The organism is Dysgonomonas sp. 520 (genome assembly GCF_010501095.1).
Taxonomy (GTDB): domain Bacteria; phylum Bacteroidota; class Bacteroidia; order Bacteroidales; family Dysgonomonadaceae; genus QVMP01.
On the sequence record NZ_QVMP01000021.1, the window covers coordinates 45,261 to 61,795 of the forward strand.

General features: G+C 37.7%; 16 protein-coding genes, 1 tRNA gene and 1 pseudogene. 10 read left to right on the forward strand and 8 right to left on the reverse strand.

The window, feature by feature from the left end; translation table 11 throughout:
- Nucleotides 1–867 precede the first annotated feature (867 nt).
- Together D0T56_RS12170 and D0T56_RS12175 are read right to left on the reverse strand one after the other, a co-directional pair.
- The gene (locus D0T56_RS12170; protein ID WP_163320438.1) at nucleotides 868–1,335 is read right to left on the reverse strand and encodes a hypothetical protein; all 468 of its coding nucleotides are present in this window, start codon (nucleotides 1,333–1,335) and stop codon (nucleotides 868–870) included.
- A 110-nt stretch (nucleotides 1,336–1,445) separates the two neighbouring features.
- A complete protein-coding gene (locus D0T56_RS12175) occupies nucleotides 1,446–1,853 on the reverse strand; it encodes a hypothetical protein (RefSeq protein WP_163320439.1) in 408 nt (135 codons plus the stop codon).
- Between the two features lie 486 nt (nucleotides 1,854–2,339).
- On the opposite strand from D0T56_RS12175, the pseudogene D0T56_RS12180 reads away from it, so the two are divergent.
- A pseudogene (locus D0T56_RS12180) lies at nucleotides 2,340–2,633 on the forward strand (transposase); the annotation flags it as partial.
- 130 nt (nucleotides 2,634–2,763) lie between these two features.
- On the opposite strand, the gene D0T56_RS12185 reads toward D0T56_RS12180, so the two are convergent.
- A tRNA-Asn gene (locus D0T56_RS12185) sits at nucleotides 2,764–2,837 on the reverse strand.
- Between the two features lie 96 nt (nucleotides 2,838–2,933).
- Between D0T56_RS12185 and D0T56_RS12190 the strand changes: the two genes are divergently transcribed.
- The 9 genes from D0T56_RS12190 (at nucleotide 2,934) to D0T56_RS12230 (ending at nucleotide 12,838) form a co-directional block, all read left to right on the forward strand.
- The gene (locus tag D0T56_RS12190) at nucleotides 2,934–3,911 is read left to right on the forward strand and encodes an adenosine kinase (RefSeq protein WP_163320511.1); all 978 of its coding nucleotides are present in this window, start codon (nucleotides 2,934–2,936) and stop codon (nucleotides 3,909–3,911) included.
- The gene (lpdA, locus tag D0T56_RS12195) at nucleotides 3,908–5,257 is read left to right on the forward strand and encodes a dihydrolipoyl dehydrogenase (protein WP_163320440.1); all 1,350 of its coding nucleotides are present in this window, start codon (nucleotides 3,908–3,910) and stop codon (nucleotides 5,255–5,257) included. The genes D0T56_RS12190 and lpdA overlap by 4 nt, the downstream gene beginning before the upstream one ends.
- 22 nt (nucleotides 5,258–5,279) lie before the next feature.
- On the forward strand, nucleotides 5,280–6,356 hold the full coding sequence (locus tag D0T56_RS12200) for an acyltransferase (RefSeq protein WP_163320441.1): 1,077 nt from the start codon (nucleotides 5,280–5,282) through the stop codon (nucleotides 6,354–6,356).
- A gap of 255 nt (nucleotides 6,357–6,611) precedes the next feature.
- A complete protein-coding gene (gene dut / locus D0T56_RS12205; RefSeq protein ID WP_163320442.1) occupies nucleotides 6,612–7,043 on the forward strand; it encodes a dUTP diphosphatase in 432 nt (143 codons plus the stop codon).
- 15 nt (nucleotides 7,044–7,058) lie between these two features.
- Nucleotides 7,059–8,837: a tetratricopeptide repeat protein gene (locus tag D0T56_RS12210; RefSeq protein ID WP_163320443.1), complete on the forward strand. Its 1,779-nt coding sequence runs from the start codon at nucleotides 7,059–7,061 to the stop codon at nucleotides 8,835–8,837.
- Between the two features lie 15 nt (nucleotides 8,838–8,852).
- Nucleotides 8,853–9,689 (forward strand): DUF4292 domain-containing protein, encoded by an 837-nt coding sequence (locus D0T56_RS12215; protein WP_163320444.1) that lies wholly within the window; start codon nucleotides 8,853–8,855, stop codon nucleotides 9,687–9,689.
- A complete protein-coding gene (locus D0T56_RS12220; RefSeq protein ID WP_163320445.1) occupies nucleotides 9,689–11,002 on the forward strand; it encodes a murein hydrolase activator EnvC in 1,314 nt (437 codons plus the stop codon). Before D0T56_RS12215 ends, D0T56_RS12220 begins: the two co-directional genes overlap by 1 nt.
- 13 nt (nucleotides 11,003–11,015) lie before the next feature.
- Complete coding sequence (locus D0T56_RS16795; protein ID WP_255491169.1) at nucleotides 11,016–11,903, forward strand: FdtA/QdtA family cupin domain-containing protein; 888 nt, start codon at nucleotides 11,016–11,018, stop codon at nucleotides 11,901–11,903.
- Nucleotides 11,900–12,838: a GNAT family N-acetyltransferase gene (locus D0T56_RS12230; RefSeq protein WP_163320446.1), complete on the forward strand. Its 939-nt coding sequence runs from the start codon at nucleotides 11,900–11,902 to the stop codon at nucleotides 12,836–12,838. The genes D0T56_RS16795 and D0T56_RS12230 overlap by 4 nt, the downstream gene beginning before the upstream one ends.
- 82 nt (nucleotides 12,839–12,920) lie before the next feature.
- Here D0T56_RS12230 and D0T56_RS12235 read toward each other — a convergent pair whose 3' ends face one another.
- From D0T56_RS12235 to D0T56_RS12255, 5 genes are all read right to left on the reverse strand, one after another.
- Nucleotides 12,921–13,319, reverse strand: a complete 399-nt coding sequence (locus D0T56_RS12235; RefSeq protein ID WP_221412355.1) for a hypothetical protein — start codon at nucleotides 13,317–13,319, stop codon at nucleotides 12,921–12,923.
- A gap of 211 nt (nucleotides 13,320–13,530) precedes the next feature.
- The gene (locus tag D0T56_RS12240) at nucleotides 13,531–14,073 is read right to left on the reverse strand and encodes a phage virion morphogenesis protein (RefSeq protein ID WP_163320448.1); all 543 of its coding nucleotides are present in this window, start codon (nucleotides 14,071–14,073) and stop codon (nucleotides 13,531–13,533) included.
- 11 nt (nucleotides 14,074–14,084) lie between these two features.
- Nucleotides 14,085–15,920 (reverse strand): phage tail tape measure protein, encoded by a 1,836-nt coding sequence (locus tag D0T56_RS12245; RefSeq protein WP_163320449.1) that lies wholly within the window; start codon nucleotides 15,918–15,920, stop codon nucleotides 14,085–14,087.
- 12 nt (nucleotides 15,921–15,932) lie between these two features.
- The gene (locus D0T56_RS12250) at nucleotides 15,933–16,229 is read right to left on the reverse strand and encodes a hypothetical protein (protein ID WP_163320450.1); all 297 of its coding nucleotides are present in this window, start codon (nucleotides 16,227–16,229) and stop codon (nucleotides 15,933–15,935) included.
- Between the two features lie 91 nt (nucleotides 16,230–16,320).
- Nucleotides 16,321–16,535 (reverse strand): hypothetical protein (locus D0T56_RS12255; protein WP_163320451.1); only part of this gene is annotated, 215 nt, incomplete at its 5' end.

Sequence of the window (16,535 nt, forward strand, 5' to 3'; positions counted from 1 at the left end):
TCCTCTAACTTATTATATGCAGCCAATTCTATCGTAGATTTCTTTTCATTGGTCTTCTTTTTTTTGTTTGGCTCGGTATCTATATTTCTGTCATCTTCTTTCTTCTTGGGATAGTTTACCAGCCTTTCATTTTGAATGTAAATAGTACGAACTTGAAAGGGATTATCTGGGCTGCCATAGTGCCAGTATTTGATTTTTGAAGTGCGGTTTTTTCGGTCTTTCACATTCTTGCCCATTATTTTTAACAGGTTATCTGCATTTCGTATGTTTCTTCTTAGTACCTGTTCATGGTTATGATGATAGCTGTCATGTGCTATTTCCATTCTGGTGATATTATTTAGTTTTAAATTGAGGTCTGAGAAAATTTGAGGTAGGAACTGTAAAGTTCCGTTATAGAAAGTTTTGTTGCTTATGGTAAACCAGATTTGTTCATCTCTATGGGGTTGTCCGAATACACAAAAATCTAATCTTCCTATATGATAATCGGCATAGCAAACATTATAGCTATATTTATATCTTCTACTTTTATCTATTGTTTGTGTCAGTACTGTTTTTCCAAATGTGTGGATAGGTTTAAGCGATTCTTCAGGATAGTATTTGATAGCATCATTAAAATTGTCTTCTAGTGTTGAAAGACAACACATGACAAGCTTATCAAGTTGAAGTGTAGCTTTGGGGTAATTGTTCTTTTTTCCATTTCTCATAAAATTAGTTGTTACTTACTATTTAATCGACAAGTACAGTATAGTACGGTCGTTATATAAATAGTAATAGTATCTTGTGAGAATGTGAATAGATAATTTATTAAATAAGAAATGCGCCGGTTGGCGCATTTCAATAACTAAACGATATAGTTGGAATCTTTTGTTATAAACTTGTCTGTTCTTTTTCTAATTCTGTTTGATACAAATCCCTATGTTTACAAAATTCTCCTATTGATGAAATTTTAGGAAAAACTTCGTCAAACAGGTAATCGAACGTTTTCGATTCAAACTCGTCTACATCAAATTCATGGCTCATATTTTCAGATTCAAGGGAGAAAGTTTGAAAATGTTCACATTTTCCATTTTGAAACCTCCAAAATGTATAGGAATGCACATCACTAGAAATACATATATAATTTAATTTCGGAAACATCTTGCTGGATTCTAGTATTTCATCAAACACTTCGATTTTGGGAGCCTGAATATGAAGCAGAGCATTGTATGTAATTATATTAGATTTTCTATCCAACGATTCATCATGGAAGAATTGTTTTACATGCTCAAAAAATCTATTAGTTTCTTGTTCTTCACCAATCACTTTAATTTTAATAGTGTACATTACTTTACTCATACTTTTTTTAATTTATTTATTATTATTATTTTCATACGTATGCTATTCTCTACCATTGATTTTTGTATTATTGCAAACTTCATTTTCTTCAACTTTTTCATTTGTTTTGTTTAATCATCAAAAAAGAAACATTCTCGGGGTATTTCTGTTTCAATACCATTTTTGATAAAAAGATGAACTTCGTCATCCGGCAAATAATAAATGTAAAGAAACATTACATAAGGAAATTTACAACTCAATTCATTAATAAGGAATGGAACAGGGTCATTTATCGTAATAAATATAATTTGATTTGGTTTCGGGCTTTTCTGTGAAAATGCATTCCATTTTGTCTGCCAATTCTCATAACTCCAATCAACACATTGTACTGATTCATCTGGACTTGGAATAATTTTATTAAAATCAATGAACATATTAGGCTCACGTTTAGAAGGTTTTCCTTTAAGAAACTCCCTCACTTCTTTTACTTGATTATCATCACCAATGATTTCAAGTTGGTTATATAGCATCTCTGGCATAATTTATTATATTATATTATTTTATTATAATTCATAGTTCAGCATAACTTATGCTTTTATTTAAAACATAATGTTAATGTTGAAATAGTAAATAGAATTTGAAAATATTTTGTAGAAAAGTTACTATCCGGCAACTTTCAAATTAGGAGTTATGGTTTAGGAATCCATTCCCTCAATTCATAAATTAAGTCTAAATCTTCAAGAAATTGGTTCGAGAATAGAACGGTTAAGGGTAGGATAATTCTTTTATACTTCATCGAACCATACCCATAAAGTTAATGTACTTCATAAAATCAATAACCTTTACAAAGTCCTCTATAAGGGTTCGATAATTTGATACCCCTTCGCACTTAAAGAGACAATTTGGTGATTTTTCCATTTTGTCTCTTTTTTCATTCTTGTAACTCCTTATTTTTCCGTTAATTAAGGGGTCATGGGATCATGCCGAAAAATTGTGGAGAGCTAATTTTTTTCTAGCTTTGTTCTATGGAAAGCGGTTATGAATTATTATTACCCGAAGGGTTAAAAGACAAAACTGTAGCTTTGACTCGATTAGCCAAATGGTATGAAGCAGTAGAACAAGCAGGATTCAAAACTTTTGATACGGTAAAAAGAAGTATAGCGGCTCACTACAGAACAATACTTAACTATTTTGATAATCGTTCCACCAATGCTGCTAGTGAATCTTTTAATGCTAAAATTAAAGCTTTCAGAGCTCAATTCAGAGGAGTTAGAGATAAAGCATTCTTCTTGTTGAGATTAGCTAAATTATATGCGTAAAATCAAAATCCCTCATATTATTTACGTTGATCCAATTTTTACATTGATCCGTTTGTTCCTTCATGGCTCTTCTAAGTGCAAAAAAAAGAAACAGCCACTTACATTGTATTGTAAGTAGCTGTCTCTCTTGCTCTTCCTCTTGGACTTGAACCAAGGACCCTCTGATTAACAGTCAGATGCTCTAACCGACTGAGCTAAGGAAGAATGTCTATACTTTTACTCTCAAAAGTGAGGCAAAAGTAGGGTATATTTCCGAATTATGCAATATCTTTACGCAAAAAATAACAATAAATTGAGAAAATAATGAAAATATTAGGAATAGGCAATGCCCTTGTTGATGTATTGGTGCTACTTAAGAATGATAATATACTAGAAGAAATGAAATTTCCTAAAGGTAGTATGCAGTTGATAGATGATTATATGTTCACAAAGTTGAATCTGTCGATTGCTAATTCCGAGAAACTGATCGCTTCGGGAGGTTCGGCGTCAAACACAATCGCGGCAATGGGTAGACTAGGTGTTGATACAGGCTTTATCGGCAAGGTCGGAACAGATTTTTATGGAAATTATTTCAAGGAAGACTTGGTGAGATGCGGAACAAAATCGCACCTGATTGTGGAAGATGCCGTTTCGGGTGTTGCTACAACACTTATCTCGCCCGACGGTGAGCGTACTTTCGGCACCTATCTGGGAATAGCAGCCAATCTGAAACCCGAAGACTTGAAGCCGGAGCAGTTTGAAGGATACGACTATTTCTACATAGAGGGATATCTTGTCCAAAATCTTGATCTTATCCGAAAAGCCATTGAATTGGCTAAAAAAGCAGGAGCAAAAATAATCTGGGATATGGCTAGCTACAATGTTGTGGAGGGTAGCCGTGATTTTCTTTTCGAAATAATACCGGAACATATCGACATTATTTTTGCCAACGAAGAAGAGGCCAAGGCTCTGCTGAACGTAGAAGTTGAAGAAGCCTTATCTATATTGAGCAAGCAAGTGGAATTGATAATTATAAAGGAAGGCGCAAAGGGATCGTGGATTCAGAGAGGTGACGAGAAAATATCCATAGCAACTAACAAAATCAGCCGCATAGACACTACGGGAGCGGGCGATTGGTATGCAGCAGGGTTTCTATACGGACTGGCCAACGACTTTTCGTTGGAATTGTGCGGAAAAATCGGTAACTTCCTTGCGGAAAATATTATACAGGTGGTTGGAGCTAGATTTAGTGAAGACCAATGGCTTAAAATCGATAATGAATTAAAAAAGATGTTATGATTTACGATGTTGCTATAATCGGGGGAGGCCCCGCAGGATATACTGCTGCCGAAAGGGCATCTTCGCATGGATTGAAAACAATCCTTTTCGAAAAAAATGCAATAGGAGGTGTTTGCCTGAATGAAGGATGTATTCCGACAAAAACACTGCTTTATTCGGCAAAAACACTCGATAATATCAAGTCGGCGCAGAAATATGGCATAAATGTTGACGGAAATGCCGATTTTGACTTGTCAAAAATTATAGCACGGAAAAATAAGGTTGTAAGAAAACTTACGGCCGGAATAAAAATGAAGCTCACAGCCCACAACTCGGTCATTGTTTCGGGAGAGGCTTCAATCTCAGGCAAAGACAATGAGGGGAATATCGAAATCACTTCGGCTGATGAGGTTTATAAAACGAAAAAACTTATACTGTGTACCGGTTCCGAAAGTATCATTCCCCCTATAAAAGGACTGGCGGGAACTGAATACTGGACTTCACGGGAAGCCCTCGACTGCAAAGAGTTGCCTCAATCGCTGGTGATTATCGGAGGTGGAGTTATCGGAGTTGAGTTTGCTTCATTCTTCAACAGCATGGGAGTGAAAGTAACTGTTGTGGAGATGATGCCCGAAATACTGGGTGCGATGGATAAGGAATCGTCAGCTATACTGAGAGCGGAATACACAAAAAAAGGAATCATCTTCCATCTGAATACAAAGGTGACGGCAGTTTCTCCCCAAGAAGTAACGATCGAAAAAGACGGAGAAACTCAGAGTATAGAAACAGATAAGATATTATTGAGTGTCGGTCGCAGACCGATTATTGACGGTCTAGGATTGGATAAACTCAATATAGAACTTCACAGGAACGGAGTAAAAGTTGACGAAAATATGCAAACTTCTTGTGCCAACGTTTATGCTTGCGGAGACATTACCGGCTATTCGCTATTGGCTCATACAGCCGTCAGGGAAGCAGAAGTTGCAGTAAACCATATTCTTGGCAAGGATGACAGAATGAGTTATAAGGCAATTCCGGGAGTTGTTTATACTAATCCGGAAATTGCAGGTGTAGGAAAAACCGAGGAAGAACTTCTTGAAAAAGGAATCATCTATAAAGTACATAAACTGCCAATGGCATTTTCGGGGCGGTTTGTCGCCGAAAATGAAATGGGAAACGGCATCTGCAAGCTAATAGTGGATGCGGAAGATACGATAATCGGATGCCACATGCTGGGAAATCCGGCTTCCGAACTGATTGTAATTGCCGGAATTGCCATCGAGAAGGGATATTCGGTGGAAGAATTTCGTAAGATTGTCTTCCCTCATCCTACTGTGGGTGAGATCATTCACGAGAATTTAATTTAAATAAACCTTAAATTATAAAACTATGACTAAATATTTTAGTGATAAAATCAGATGTATCTCCTTTGTTTCAATGGTGATGGTTGTTATCCTTCATTCTTACAATGTTATTTTGAATACATTGAGTGGTTCGATAACTATTACCAAAGGATACAATTACTTCATTCAAACATTTATTTCACAAGGTATTGTCAGAGTTGCCGTCCCCTTGTTTTTTCTGATTTCCGGATACCTGTTCTTCAGAAACATCAATACCGGAGCTTTTAATGAGTTTCTTCAGAAATATAAGACCCGATTTAAATCATTGGTGATCCCATACCTTTTTTGGTCTATTTGGTGTATTTTTCTTTACTTAATCTTACAATCAATACCGGCTTCTAAGCCCTTTTTCACAACCGACCTTATTCGTGATTATTCATTTTCCGATTTATTAAATAGAATTTTTATAACACCGTTGCCGTATCAATTTTGGTTTGTGAGAGATTTGGTTATTTGGGTTATCTTAAGTCCTTTGGTTTATAGAATATTGAAATACACAAAAGCGTTATTTCTAATTATCGGTTTTATAGCATGGTCTTTTGAGTTTGATTTTGTCATTTTCACAAACATAAGTTTTTTCTTTTTCCTTACAGGCTCATATTTAGGAATAAACAGAGTGAAGTTTGACCTACTTTTACAGAAAGACTTCAAATATACTTATCTATTTGTTTGCTTGTGGCTAATAACTGTTACTGTTTTTACTTGTTTAACCTATATAGATTATGCACATGAGTGGGTATTGGTTCTTTTCTACAAAACTTCCACATTGGTGGGGATTGTTGCTCTTTGGTTTGGCTATGATAAAATTTATAGGAACAAGGATATTTCAAAAAAATGGTATTTTCCCATCTTCAAATATTCTTTTTTCATTTATGTGATACACGAACCAATGATGGTGATGATGAGAAAAGGTTTATATTCCTTCTTAGGATTTAACCAACTCAGTTCATTCATAATCTATTTCGCAGCGCCTTTAATTGTAATAACATTCGCAATATCGGTCGGAGCATTGATGAGAAGATTTCTTCCCAAAATATATGCTTTTGTAACAGGAGAAAGATAATATTAAAGTGTATATTCCGCTTTATCTGACAATTTTCGGAGTGGTGGTAGCTATGTGAATAAGAATTTAAATTACTCTAAATTTTAACTGTATCTCGCTTTTATATTGAGAATTCGTTTAACTTCGTGAGTTAATTTAAACATTATTATAGGGATGAGGCTCTACTTCACCCGACAGACAAATATTTCCGGACAGAGCAGATACCTGTCCCTACATAAATTAAATTGAAACAATCTTGTAGCTAATATATTACAAATGAAAGTAAAAATAATAAACAAATCGCATCACCCTCTGCCCGAATATGCAACTGAATATTCGGCAGGATTGGATTTGCGTGCAAATATCAGTGAAGATATAACTCTGAAACCTCTTGAACGAACACTTGTGCCAACAGGTTTGTTTATAGAATTGCCCGAAGGATATGAAGCCCAGATCAGGCCTCGAAGCGGATTGGCGTTTAAACATGGGTTGACGGTATTAAATTCTCCCGGAACGATTGACGCAGATTATCGGGGAGAGATAAAGGTAATTCTGGTCAACTTGTCGAACGACGAATTTGTGATCAAGGATGGGGAGCGTATCTGCCAAATGGTTGTTGCTCAGCATGCGCAAGTAGAATGGCAAGAGGTCGAAATCATTGACGAAACAGAACGTGGCGCGGGAGGATTCGGCCATACAGGAAAATAATTTGTAAAGTGAATTATGCGGAATAGTAGAACAAAGATACTGGTTATACTTTTATTGTTTTTAGGAGTAAATACTACGATATATGCCCAAAAAGGCAAAAAAAAATCGTCCGAAAAGAAAGCCATTCCTGAAAAAGTGCATCTTTCGGAAGAGGAAAGACGTTTGTTCGATTACTATTTTTATGAAGCGATGAACGCCAAATCGTTGGATAATTACGACTCGTTCTATGATTATCTGAGATATTGTTATGATACGGATTCCACCAATTCGAACGTATTGTACGAACTGGGTAGCTTCTATACCATGCTCAACAACAAGAATAAGGCTCTGGACTATCTTCGTAAGGCAGTAGCATACAATCCTGACAACTACTATTATGGCATGTCGTTGGGGTCGCTTTCGCTCGAAATGCAACAATATGAGGAATCCATAAATATTTTCAAAGATCTTGCTGCCAAGAACCCCGATAAAATAGACTTATACCTCTACTTGTCAGAATCGTACAGGCTGAACAAAGATATACCCGAAGCGGTTGACGCACTGAATACCCTCGAAAAAATAGTAGGACTGAACGAAAGGATAAGTTTGCAAAAATATCAGCTTTATTCGATAATGGATAAAAAAGCTGAGGCGTATGCAGAAATACAAAAATATGTGGACAAATATCCCCGTGAACCTAAATACCTGATCTTGTTGGGTAATTTATACATGGTGGATAAGAAAGAGAAAGAGGCATTGACCTTGTACGAAAAGGCAAAAGCCATAGACCCCGAAAACCCTTCGTTGGTTATATCAATGGCTGACTATTACGAGCAAACGGGTAACAAAGAGGCTGTTGAGCAAATTATGCACAGCGCATTGTTCAACCAGAAGATAGACGTTGACACCAAAATGGGCATTTTGGGGCAATATATAGGATCGCTTCAGCAGCGCAATCAAAATACGGAGAATGCCAATGCGTTGATGGATAGTTTGATAACCCAGTATCCGCAAGAGGCTCGTATAAACCTGATGTACGGGAACCTGTTGTTGCTTCAGGAAAAGAAAGACGATGCCCGTTTTCAGTTTCAACTATTCACCGATTCGGACCCTTCCAATCCGGTGGGATGGGAGCAATTGCTGAAAACAGCTTTTCCCGATAGCATACAAGAGGCCATAAGCGTTTGTGAAAGAGCAATTTCGTTTATACCTGACAATCCCATTTTTTATTTCTATCTGGGAGTTTCACATTATATTGAGAAAGATTATACTAAAGCCCTTGAGGCTCTTAATGGCGGAGTTCAATATATAGATGAAGAAAATCCCTATCTGAAATCCGAATTTTACGGACAAATGGGTGATTTGTTTCATCAGCAGGGAAACATAGACAGTGCCTTTGTGAAATATGAAGAAGCATTGAAATACAACCCTGAGAATCTGGGTGTACTGAACAATTACAGCTACTTCCTGTCTCTTCAAAAAAAGGACTTGGATAGAGCCGAGAAGATGAGTAGTGTCACCATAAAGGTAGAACCGATGAACCCGACCTATCTCGATACTTACGGGTGGATATTGTATGAGCAGGGTGCATATACAATGGCTCGTATCTACATCGAAAAAGCAGTGAAATACAGCGAAGAAAAGAAGGACGCAAGTTCGGAAGTTTATGAGCATTATGGCGATGTGTTGTATAAGCTGGACGAAAAAGATAAAGCCTTGGACTATTGGAAAAAGGCGAAAGAAGTGAAGGAAGAGGGTGACGATTCGGAAACATTGGATAAGAAAATAGAAACAGAAACTCTTGTAACAGAATAAAAAATCAAACCGATAATGAAACAATCTACACGGAAGAATATTCAATTTATTGTTATACTTTCTTTTATTGCCTTTTTTGTATCGTGTAAATCGAAGAAAGACGCATTATCTTCGGGCGAATTTAAGAAGAAATCGCAGAACGAACTGCTGTCGGATGTTTTGGATAAAGAATTGAACTTCAAAAATGTGAGCGGAAAAATCTCACTCCAGCTGATGCTTCCGGGTGGACCAAAGAACTCGAAGAAAGTGAGCGGCGTAGTAAAAATCGTCAAAGACGAAGCTATGCAAATCTCGTTCCGCATGTTTGGCATAGAAGGTTTCCGCATGACGGCAACGCCCGATAGTATTTACATAATCGACAGGATGAATAAAAACTATGCGGTTGAAAACATCAGCGCATTGCAGAAGAGCTTGAACTTCAATTACTATAATCTGCAAGCACTTCTTACCAATTCGATCTTCATTCCGGGAAAAAAAGAAGTGGAGAAATCCGATTTCAATAAGTTCAAAGTAAATATGTCTTCCGATATGTACATGGCATCGGTCGACGATAAGAATATGAAATACAATTTCGCCATTGATGCCAACGACCGGGTAGCTTCTACTCTCATTTTCAGACAGGAAGACAAACAGGCGATACAATGGTCGTACCGTAATTTCGTTGTCGACAATAAGTATGTTTACCCAACCGAAATGCAGACTCAGGTTGAATTTAACGACAGGCGTTTTGATGTGGGCATTACCTATGGCAGTCTTGATTTTGACAAATCGTCTCTGGATATAGACTTCTCTATGCCCGGAAAATATACCCGGATTTCCATTAAAGAACTGATGAAATCGTATATAAAATAATGAGAATCTGGTTATCCATATTTATCTTTAGCTTGTTTGCTGTTTTCACTTATTCACAGACCAAGAAAGTAACAGGTCTGAAAAATAAGCGGGAACAGTTGCTTAACGAAATAAAACAAGTGGAGATTGATATCAGTAATCTGAAAAAAACTACTGCCAATATCCTGAATCTTATCGGTTTGAAAAAAGACATCATTGATAAGAGGAAACGGAGCCTGGCATTGTTGGAGCAGGAGATAAATGAGATAACCCAAGAACAGTTGAAGATAGAGCAAGACATTCCCGTTCTGGAAACCGAACTGAAAAAGCAACAGCAGGGGTATAACAAGGCTGTGGAAGGTATGGTGAAAAGAAGGATGTATCAGAGCAAACTTTTGTTTGTGCTGTCGGGCAGATCGTTGGGTGAATCATTCAGGCGATTTATGTACCTGAAAGATTATTCGAAGTGGAGAAACAAACAAATTGATGAAATAAGAGTTCAGAAAGAAGAACTGAACGCTAAAAAGGCTTTGCTGGAGAAAACCAAAAAAGAAAAGATGTCTTTGTTGGCGACAAGGGAATCTGAACAGAAAAAGTTGCAATCGGAAGAAGTATCCCTCAATTCTGAATTGGCGGAAGCTAACGGCAAACAAAAAGAACTTCAGGGCGTTGTGGCAAAAAAACAACAGCAAGCCAGAGAGTTGAACAGCCAGATAGAAAAACTAATAGCAGAAGAAATAGCCCGTCAGGAGAGAGAAGCCAAGCGTCAGGCAGAGGCAGAAGCAAAAAGAAAGAAAGAGGAAGAACGGAAAAATACAGCAAAAAATACCTCGAAAACAAAAAGTAAAGACCGGTCTGCAACAACAAAAAAATCCGGAACAACCAAAAATCGGGAGATAAAAACCACCAAAGAAAACCAAATATTGTCTAACAATTTTGAAGCAAATAAAGGGCGGCTAGCAGTGCCCGTGACAGGCAGTTATCGGATTGTTGGGGAATATGGAGAGCACACCGTAGGAGGAATAACAACGGCAAATCTGGGGATAGTTATACGTGCCAATGCGGGTGCTGAGGCAAAATGCGTATTTCCGGGGGAAGTTAATGCCATTGTGTTTGTTCCGGGAGCTCCGGTGAGCATTTTAGTCTCGCACGGAACATATTTCACATTATACACCGATATTCAATCAGCCTATGTGACTAAAGGACAGAAAGTAGCCGCAGGACAACTGATAGGGAAGATATATACCGACACCGAAACAGGCTATGCCATTATGAAATTTCAGGTATGGAAAGGTGGCACAAAGATGAATCCGAGGCCTTGGTTAAACTTATAAATTCTAATATACTATGGAAAAAGAAAGAATCTTGGAATTGCCTAAGATACAAGATCGCAGAGGGAGTCTTTCTTTTATTGAAGAAGGATTGCAGGCTCCATTTAAGATAGAACGGACCTACTGGATATATAATGTTCCGGGAGGACAGAAAAGAGGAAGCCATGCCTTCAAAAATCAGGAGGAAATAATCGTCGCTCTATCCGGTAGTTTTGATGTGGTTCTGGACGACGGATACGAAAAAAGGGTTCATCAACTGAACCGTTCGTACAAAGCCATTCATGTGCCCAAAATGATGTGGCGTACCCTCGAAAATTTTTCAACAAATTCTGTTTGCCTTGTTTTATCGTCTTCTGCCTACGACGAAGACGAGTATATCCGCAACTATAAAGACTTTCATAAAATGGTGAGGGAGGGCGCTAAATCACAACCTCAACCGGAACGTCGTAAGGACGAAAACACTGTGCAGCGCGAAGATGTGAACGAAATAAAGAAAAATACGGTATTCGACTGTTCTTTCATAAGACTTCCGGTGATAGAGAATAAAGCAGGAAACATTACGCCTGTATTGAACAATGTTGATATTCCGTTCGAGATGAGACGTGTTTTTTACATCTACGACATTCCTGCTGGAGAAACCCGTGGAGTTCATGCCCACAAGTATTGCCACGAAATATTGGTTGCCGCCACAGGTAGTTTTGAGGTAGAGTTAGACGATGGAAAAAATATACGCACGGTAACTCTCAACCATCCGATGTATGCCCTACATATTCCTCCCGGCATTTGGGCTACCGAGAAAAATTATTCGTCGGCAACAGTCTGTTTAGCTCTGACCTCGGATGTTTACGAAGAAGAAGACTATATAAGAACCTATGCCGAGTTCAAGAAATTCCGTTCCGAATGATTGAAATAAAGCCATATAATACCGCTCTGAAGGAAGAATGGGACAGCTTTGTCTCAGTCTCAAAAAATGGAACTTTCCTTTTCAAACGTGATTTTATGGAATATCATTCCGATCGTTTCCGAGACTTTTCCTTACTTTTTTATAAAGAGGGAAAACTCTTGGCTCTGTTACCCGCAAACAAAGTGGAAGATGTTTTGCATACCCATCAGGGATTGACCTATGGCGGATTCGTCCTGTCCGAAAAATGCGGGATAATTGTCTTGATGGAGATATTCGAACGGCTTATTTCTTTTTTGAAAGAACAGGGAGTCAAGAAAATGATTTACAAAACCGTGCCACACATCTATCATCGTTTAATGTCGGACGAAGACCTTTATGTCTTATTCAGGCATGAAGCACAATTGATTGCACGGAGTATTTCGAGTTGTGTCACTCTTCCCAATACGGTCAAATATTCCGAGAACAGGAGGAGAGCCTTGAAACGTGCGGTCAAGAATAACATTATAGTGCAAGAATCGGACGATTTTTCAGGTTTCTGGCTGTTGTTGGAGTCAAATCTACAGGATCGTTTCGACGTGAAACCGGTACATTCGCTCGAAGAGATAGAACTACTGAAATCAAAATTTCCACAAAATATAAAACTATTTGAAGCCAAAAAAGATGGGCAAGTGCAGGCCGGATGCGTTGTGTTTGAGATGCCGCAAATTGTTCATGTGCAATACATTTCATCTTCCGAAAATGGGAAAATGACAGGAGCGTTGGATGCTGTCTTCGATTACTTGATAGGTGAGTATTATCAGGGTAAGCGCTACTTTGATTTCGGAATTTCCACAGAAAAGGGAGGGGAATATCTCAACGAAGGACTCATCACGCAGAAAGAGGGGTTCGGAGGGAGAGGCATTGTCTACGATATCTACGAAGTGAAAATAGAGTAGAATTCGATATATAAGAAAAGCAAAAGAGGTTGTCCTTAAAATTCTTTGGAACAACCTCTTTTTTGTATTATTTGTATAATTTTTATCCTACTTTCCAGATAATAGAAGCTACAATTTGAACAACCCCTAAAATTATGGCAACAAGACCAAGTGTTCCTTGAAGTGGAAGAAGTTTTGCCAACAATTGCTCACCTTTTTCGGCAGATGTTGGGTTCTTAGAAAGAACATGTTTTGCTATCAAGCTATAACCCATTATGAAACCAAGTCCTGCTTCAACAATAGAAACCAATAGCCATATAATCCAGTATACAGGGAAAGATGTAAGATATGAAAGGTTAAGGATACAGCTAATTATACCCCAAACTCCCCAAAAACAAAATACAACACCAATCCATCCTTGATAAGGTGTTATTTTGTCTAATAGTTCTTTTGCTTCTGGTTTTTTAGATAGAATAAGTGAAGGAACAGCAAGAATTCCCAAAATAATTAATGTAATTCCGTACAACTATAATCGGCAAAACCGATAGTGCAAAAAATAAAAACCGATAGTGCAAATTTTGATTCTAGGGTGCAACTCCATTTTTTGGAAATTGCACCCTTTATTATTTTATTTGTTTATAATTTGGTTTATTATGTTCCTATTTGCCCAAAAGTGAATAGTGAGGTTGTATTGTCTATGCGAGAAGCGTATATCAGCCTCTGATAGCCTTATTTAGTTCATCATGAATCAATTTGTCTATCCGATTATTTAGTTCCTGAGATTGACCGATAAATTGTCTCTTTTCAAATTTTCGTTTGTACTTTCTTGTAAAAGATTTAACTCTGTGAGATTTGACTATTTGCGCCCGCACTCTCTTACCATTACGAATATACGAACGTCGACTATGCTGTTTCTTGACAAATGAACGTACTGTTTCAGTTCCGCTAAATTCTCCACCCTCATTGTGTGGACGAGCATAGGGCACATTAGTACCGATTGTTATTCTTGATGGAGTAACCGTAATTTTTCGGATGGAGCGTTTTAAACGCCCAGACGCAACAAGCGTTGAGCCTGTGCGCTTTTTGGTTTTCTTCCAATCTTTAGAGGTTTTATCTACCCAATTCTTTTTGACAAACCTTTCCTTTGAGAAGTTAACAGCAACAACAGCTATTTGCGACGGCAATCGCTTGACAGTATTGTTTATTCGGTCGAATATTGCAATATAATCCCTTGAATTTCTATTTATAGAAGCCATTTAAACACCGTTTAATAATATGCCATTTCAACGTTTCTCACAGCCCGCATACAGACATCAATAAACCATTCTTCAATTTGTGATGAGTCCATTTGTTGCAAAGATGTATTTTGCGTATTAATACCGCCTTTATTGAATGAATCAATATTCACGGTTATATTTCTAGGGGCTTGAGCCGAACCGACAACACGATTTAGATCGCCCGTTATCTTGTCTGAATCGCCAGTTCCTGAATCTGAAGTATCTGTTTTATTATTCAATTTTGGGTCGTTTTCGCCCCTATTATACCATGCTTTCTCTATCTGTTTAGCAACGTCCCTGAATGCCTCAGACCGACCCAATGCCTCCCATCTTTCATAACCATTGTTTTCGTCGAACATTTCCACTTTTGAATCAGTACCAAGAAAATAACTAAAACTATTGGTTTTAAGAAATCCAGCATCTTTATATTCGTTTGTAAAATCATTATATTTCTTTTTTTCTTCGTTGGAACGCTTCCATAAATAATCTAACCGGGATTCTAAAACCTCTTTTGAAATCGTCGTTGCGTCCTCCATATATAGAGAGTAAGCACCATGAATGTCAGCATAAGACTTGTTGCGAGATTCAGATTGTTTGTCTTTTGATGATTTAGTAAATTGTTCTAAACCATTTACTATACCCTCGGCAACCCCGATAATTTTTTCTTTAAAAGGCAACAACATCTGTCCTACACGAATAATTAGTGTGTCAACTCTATTAGATAACTGTTCCTGACGATACATAATATCATTGTGAGCCTGAGACAATGCCATATCAGCATTAAATTTGGAATCCTGAAATTCATTCATCATATTTTTAAGCTCACCTGTTCGGTCGGTTGCAGCCTGAATCATCGCTAACAACCCCTCAGAGCCTTTGAACTTATTTTTCAGATTCACAATAGCCTTGTCGTTATTTAATCGTTGAAACTTTTTGTTTAGTTCCAAAAGGATAACATCAGCCTGCTTTAACTTCTTGTTTGCGTCAAAAACGTCTATACCAATACTTTTAAAGGCTTTGATAGTCTGTGTTTTGGTCAAATCATTGAACAATGATTTAGTGAGCGTGGCGGCTTCGTCAACAGATTTCGTTTTAACCGTAAATATAGAGAACAACTTATTGGCGGTATCAAAACTTTGATTAATGGAAGCCGCCGAACCTGCAAATACCGATTGCACCTTTGCTAGTTCGGCAAAAGAAACAACCCCAACTTGCATAGCTGCATAATTTGATTTGTTGTAATCGTCCAATTTATCGACACCAAAACGCCAGTTTGCCATAGCCTTGGCAGTTCCCGCAACATATTCATCCATGCTTGTTTTCATCAACAAGGCAAATTCGCCTTGTTTTTCTACAATAGGTTGAGCATCCATACCGTAAAGTCCGACGGTGGATTGCAGTTCGTTATACGCATTTGATGTTTTTTCGGCATTAAAACCCTTTTTCCAAGCAGAATTTAAGACCATTCTTCTAAGATCGTCTATTTCTTCCTGTGATTTACTCAGATTCAAATTTGCCAAATCTCGAAACTCAGAGTTGAATTCTGCCGCCCTATCCGTTGCCTTAATCAACCCTGTAGTTATTAACCCGATGCCGCCAACAATAGCCATTGTTGGATTCATTAAAGAACCAAGCCTACCCCCTATAATTGGAAGATCGTTAGTTACAGAACTTAAATCATTCCTAATGCGTGAAGCATATTCTGACACACGACCTTGAAAACCTCCGATCTCTGACCTTATTTGCGAACGTGCCTGATTCAGACCTGTTCCTAAACGGTTGCTTAGTTCTAAAATTAATTCTATTCTGCTTTGTCCTGATGCCATAATTATACCCCTTTACAAAAACCTCCTTAACGGCGTTTTGGGCGTTTCTTCCTTGAAATTCTTGAATAACCCAATTTTAGAATCATTCAAGAAAATGACATTGAAAAGAAAGTCACTGTACACAGGTTCCCGCGTGTCTTCGGGGTAAGTAGTCTCACCATCTTCACCGATAATTGGCTCTAAGGGAGGATTCAGGTTTATCTTACCAATTACATCAATTGAGATATCGAAGTCGCTGTATGAGTTTCCGTCAAATTTCAAAACCTCGTCCAATTGTGACCTGTCGTCACATGAATAGTATCTTATCATTGAATTAATAATTAAGAATGAAAAAAATTAAAAGTGAAAAATGTTATTCGTCGCTTGCGCAATTTTTCATTCTTCATTTTTAGTTTTTAATTTAAAAAATTGCAAGGGCGATAATACCCTCGTTGTTTAAATCGCCGTGAAGATTCCAGATACCCGCTTGCTTTTGCAGTGTTGTTTCCTGACGAGTTGTTTTCAGGTACACCTCGCAGTCATTAGGCAAAGTGTAGGCTAACAGATCAGCCGAACGGGTTGCAGTGCTTCCGGATGTAGGAATATACGATGTACTTCTGATATTCATCTCCAACT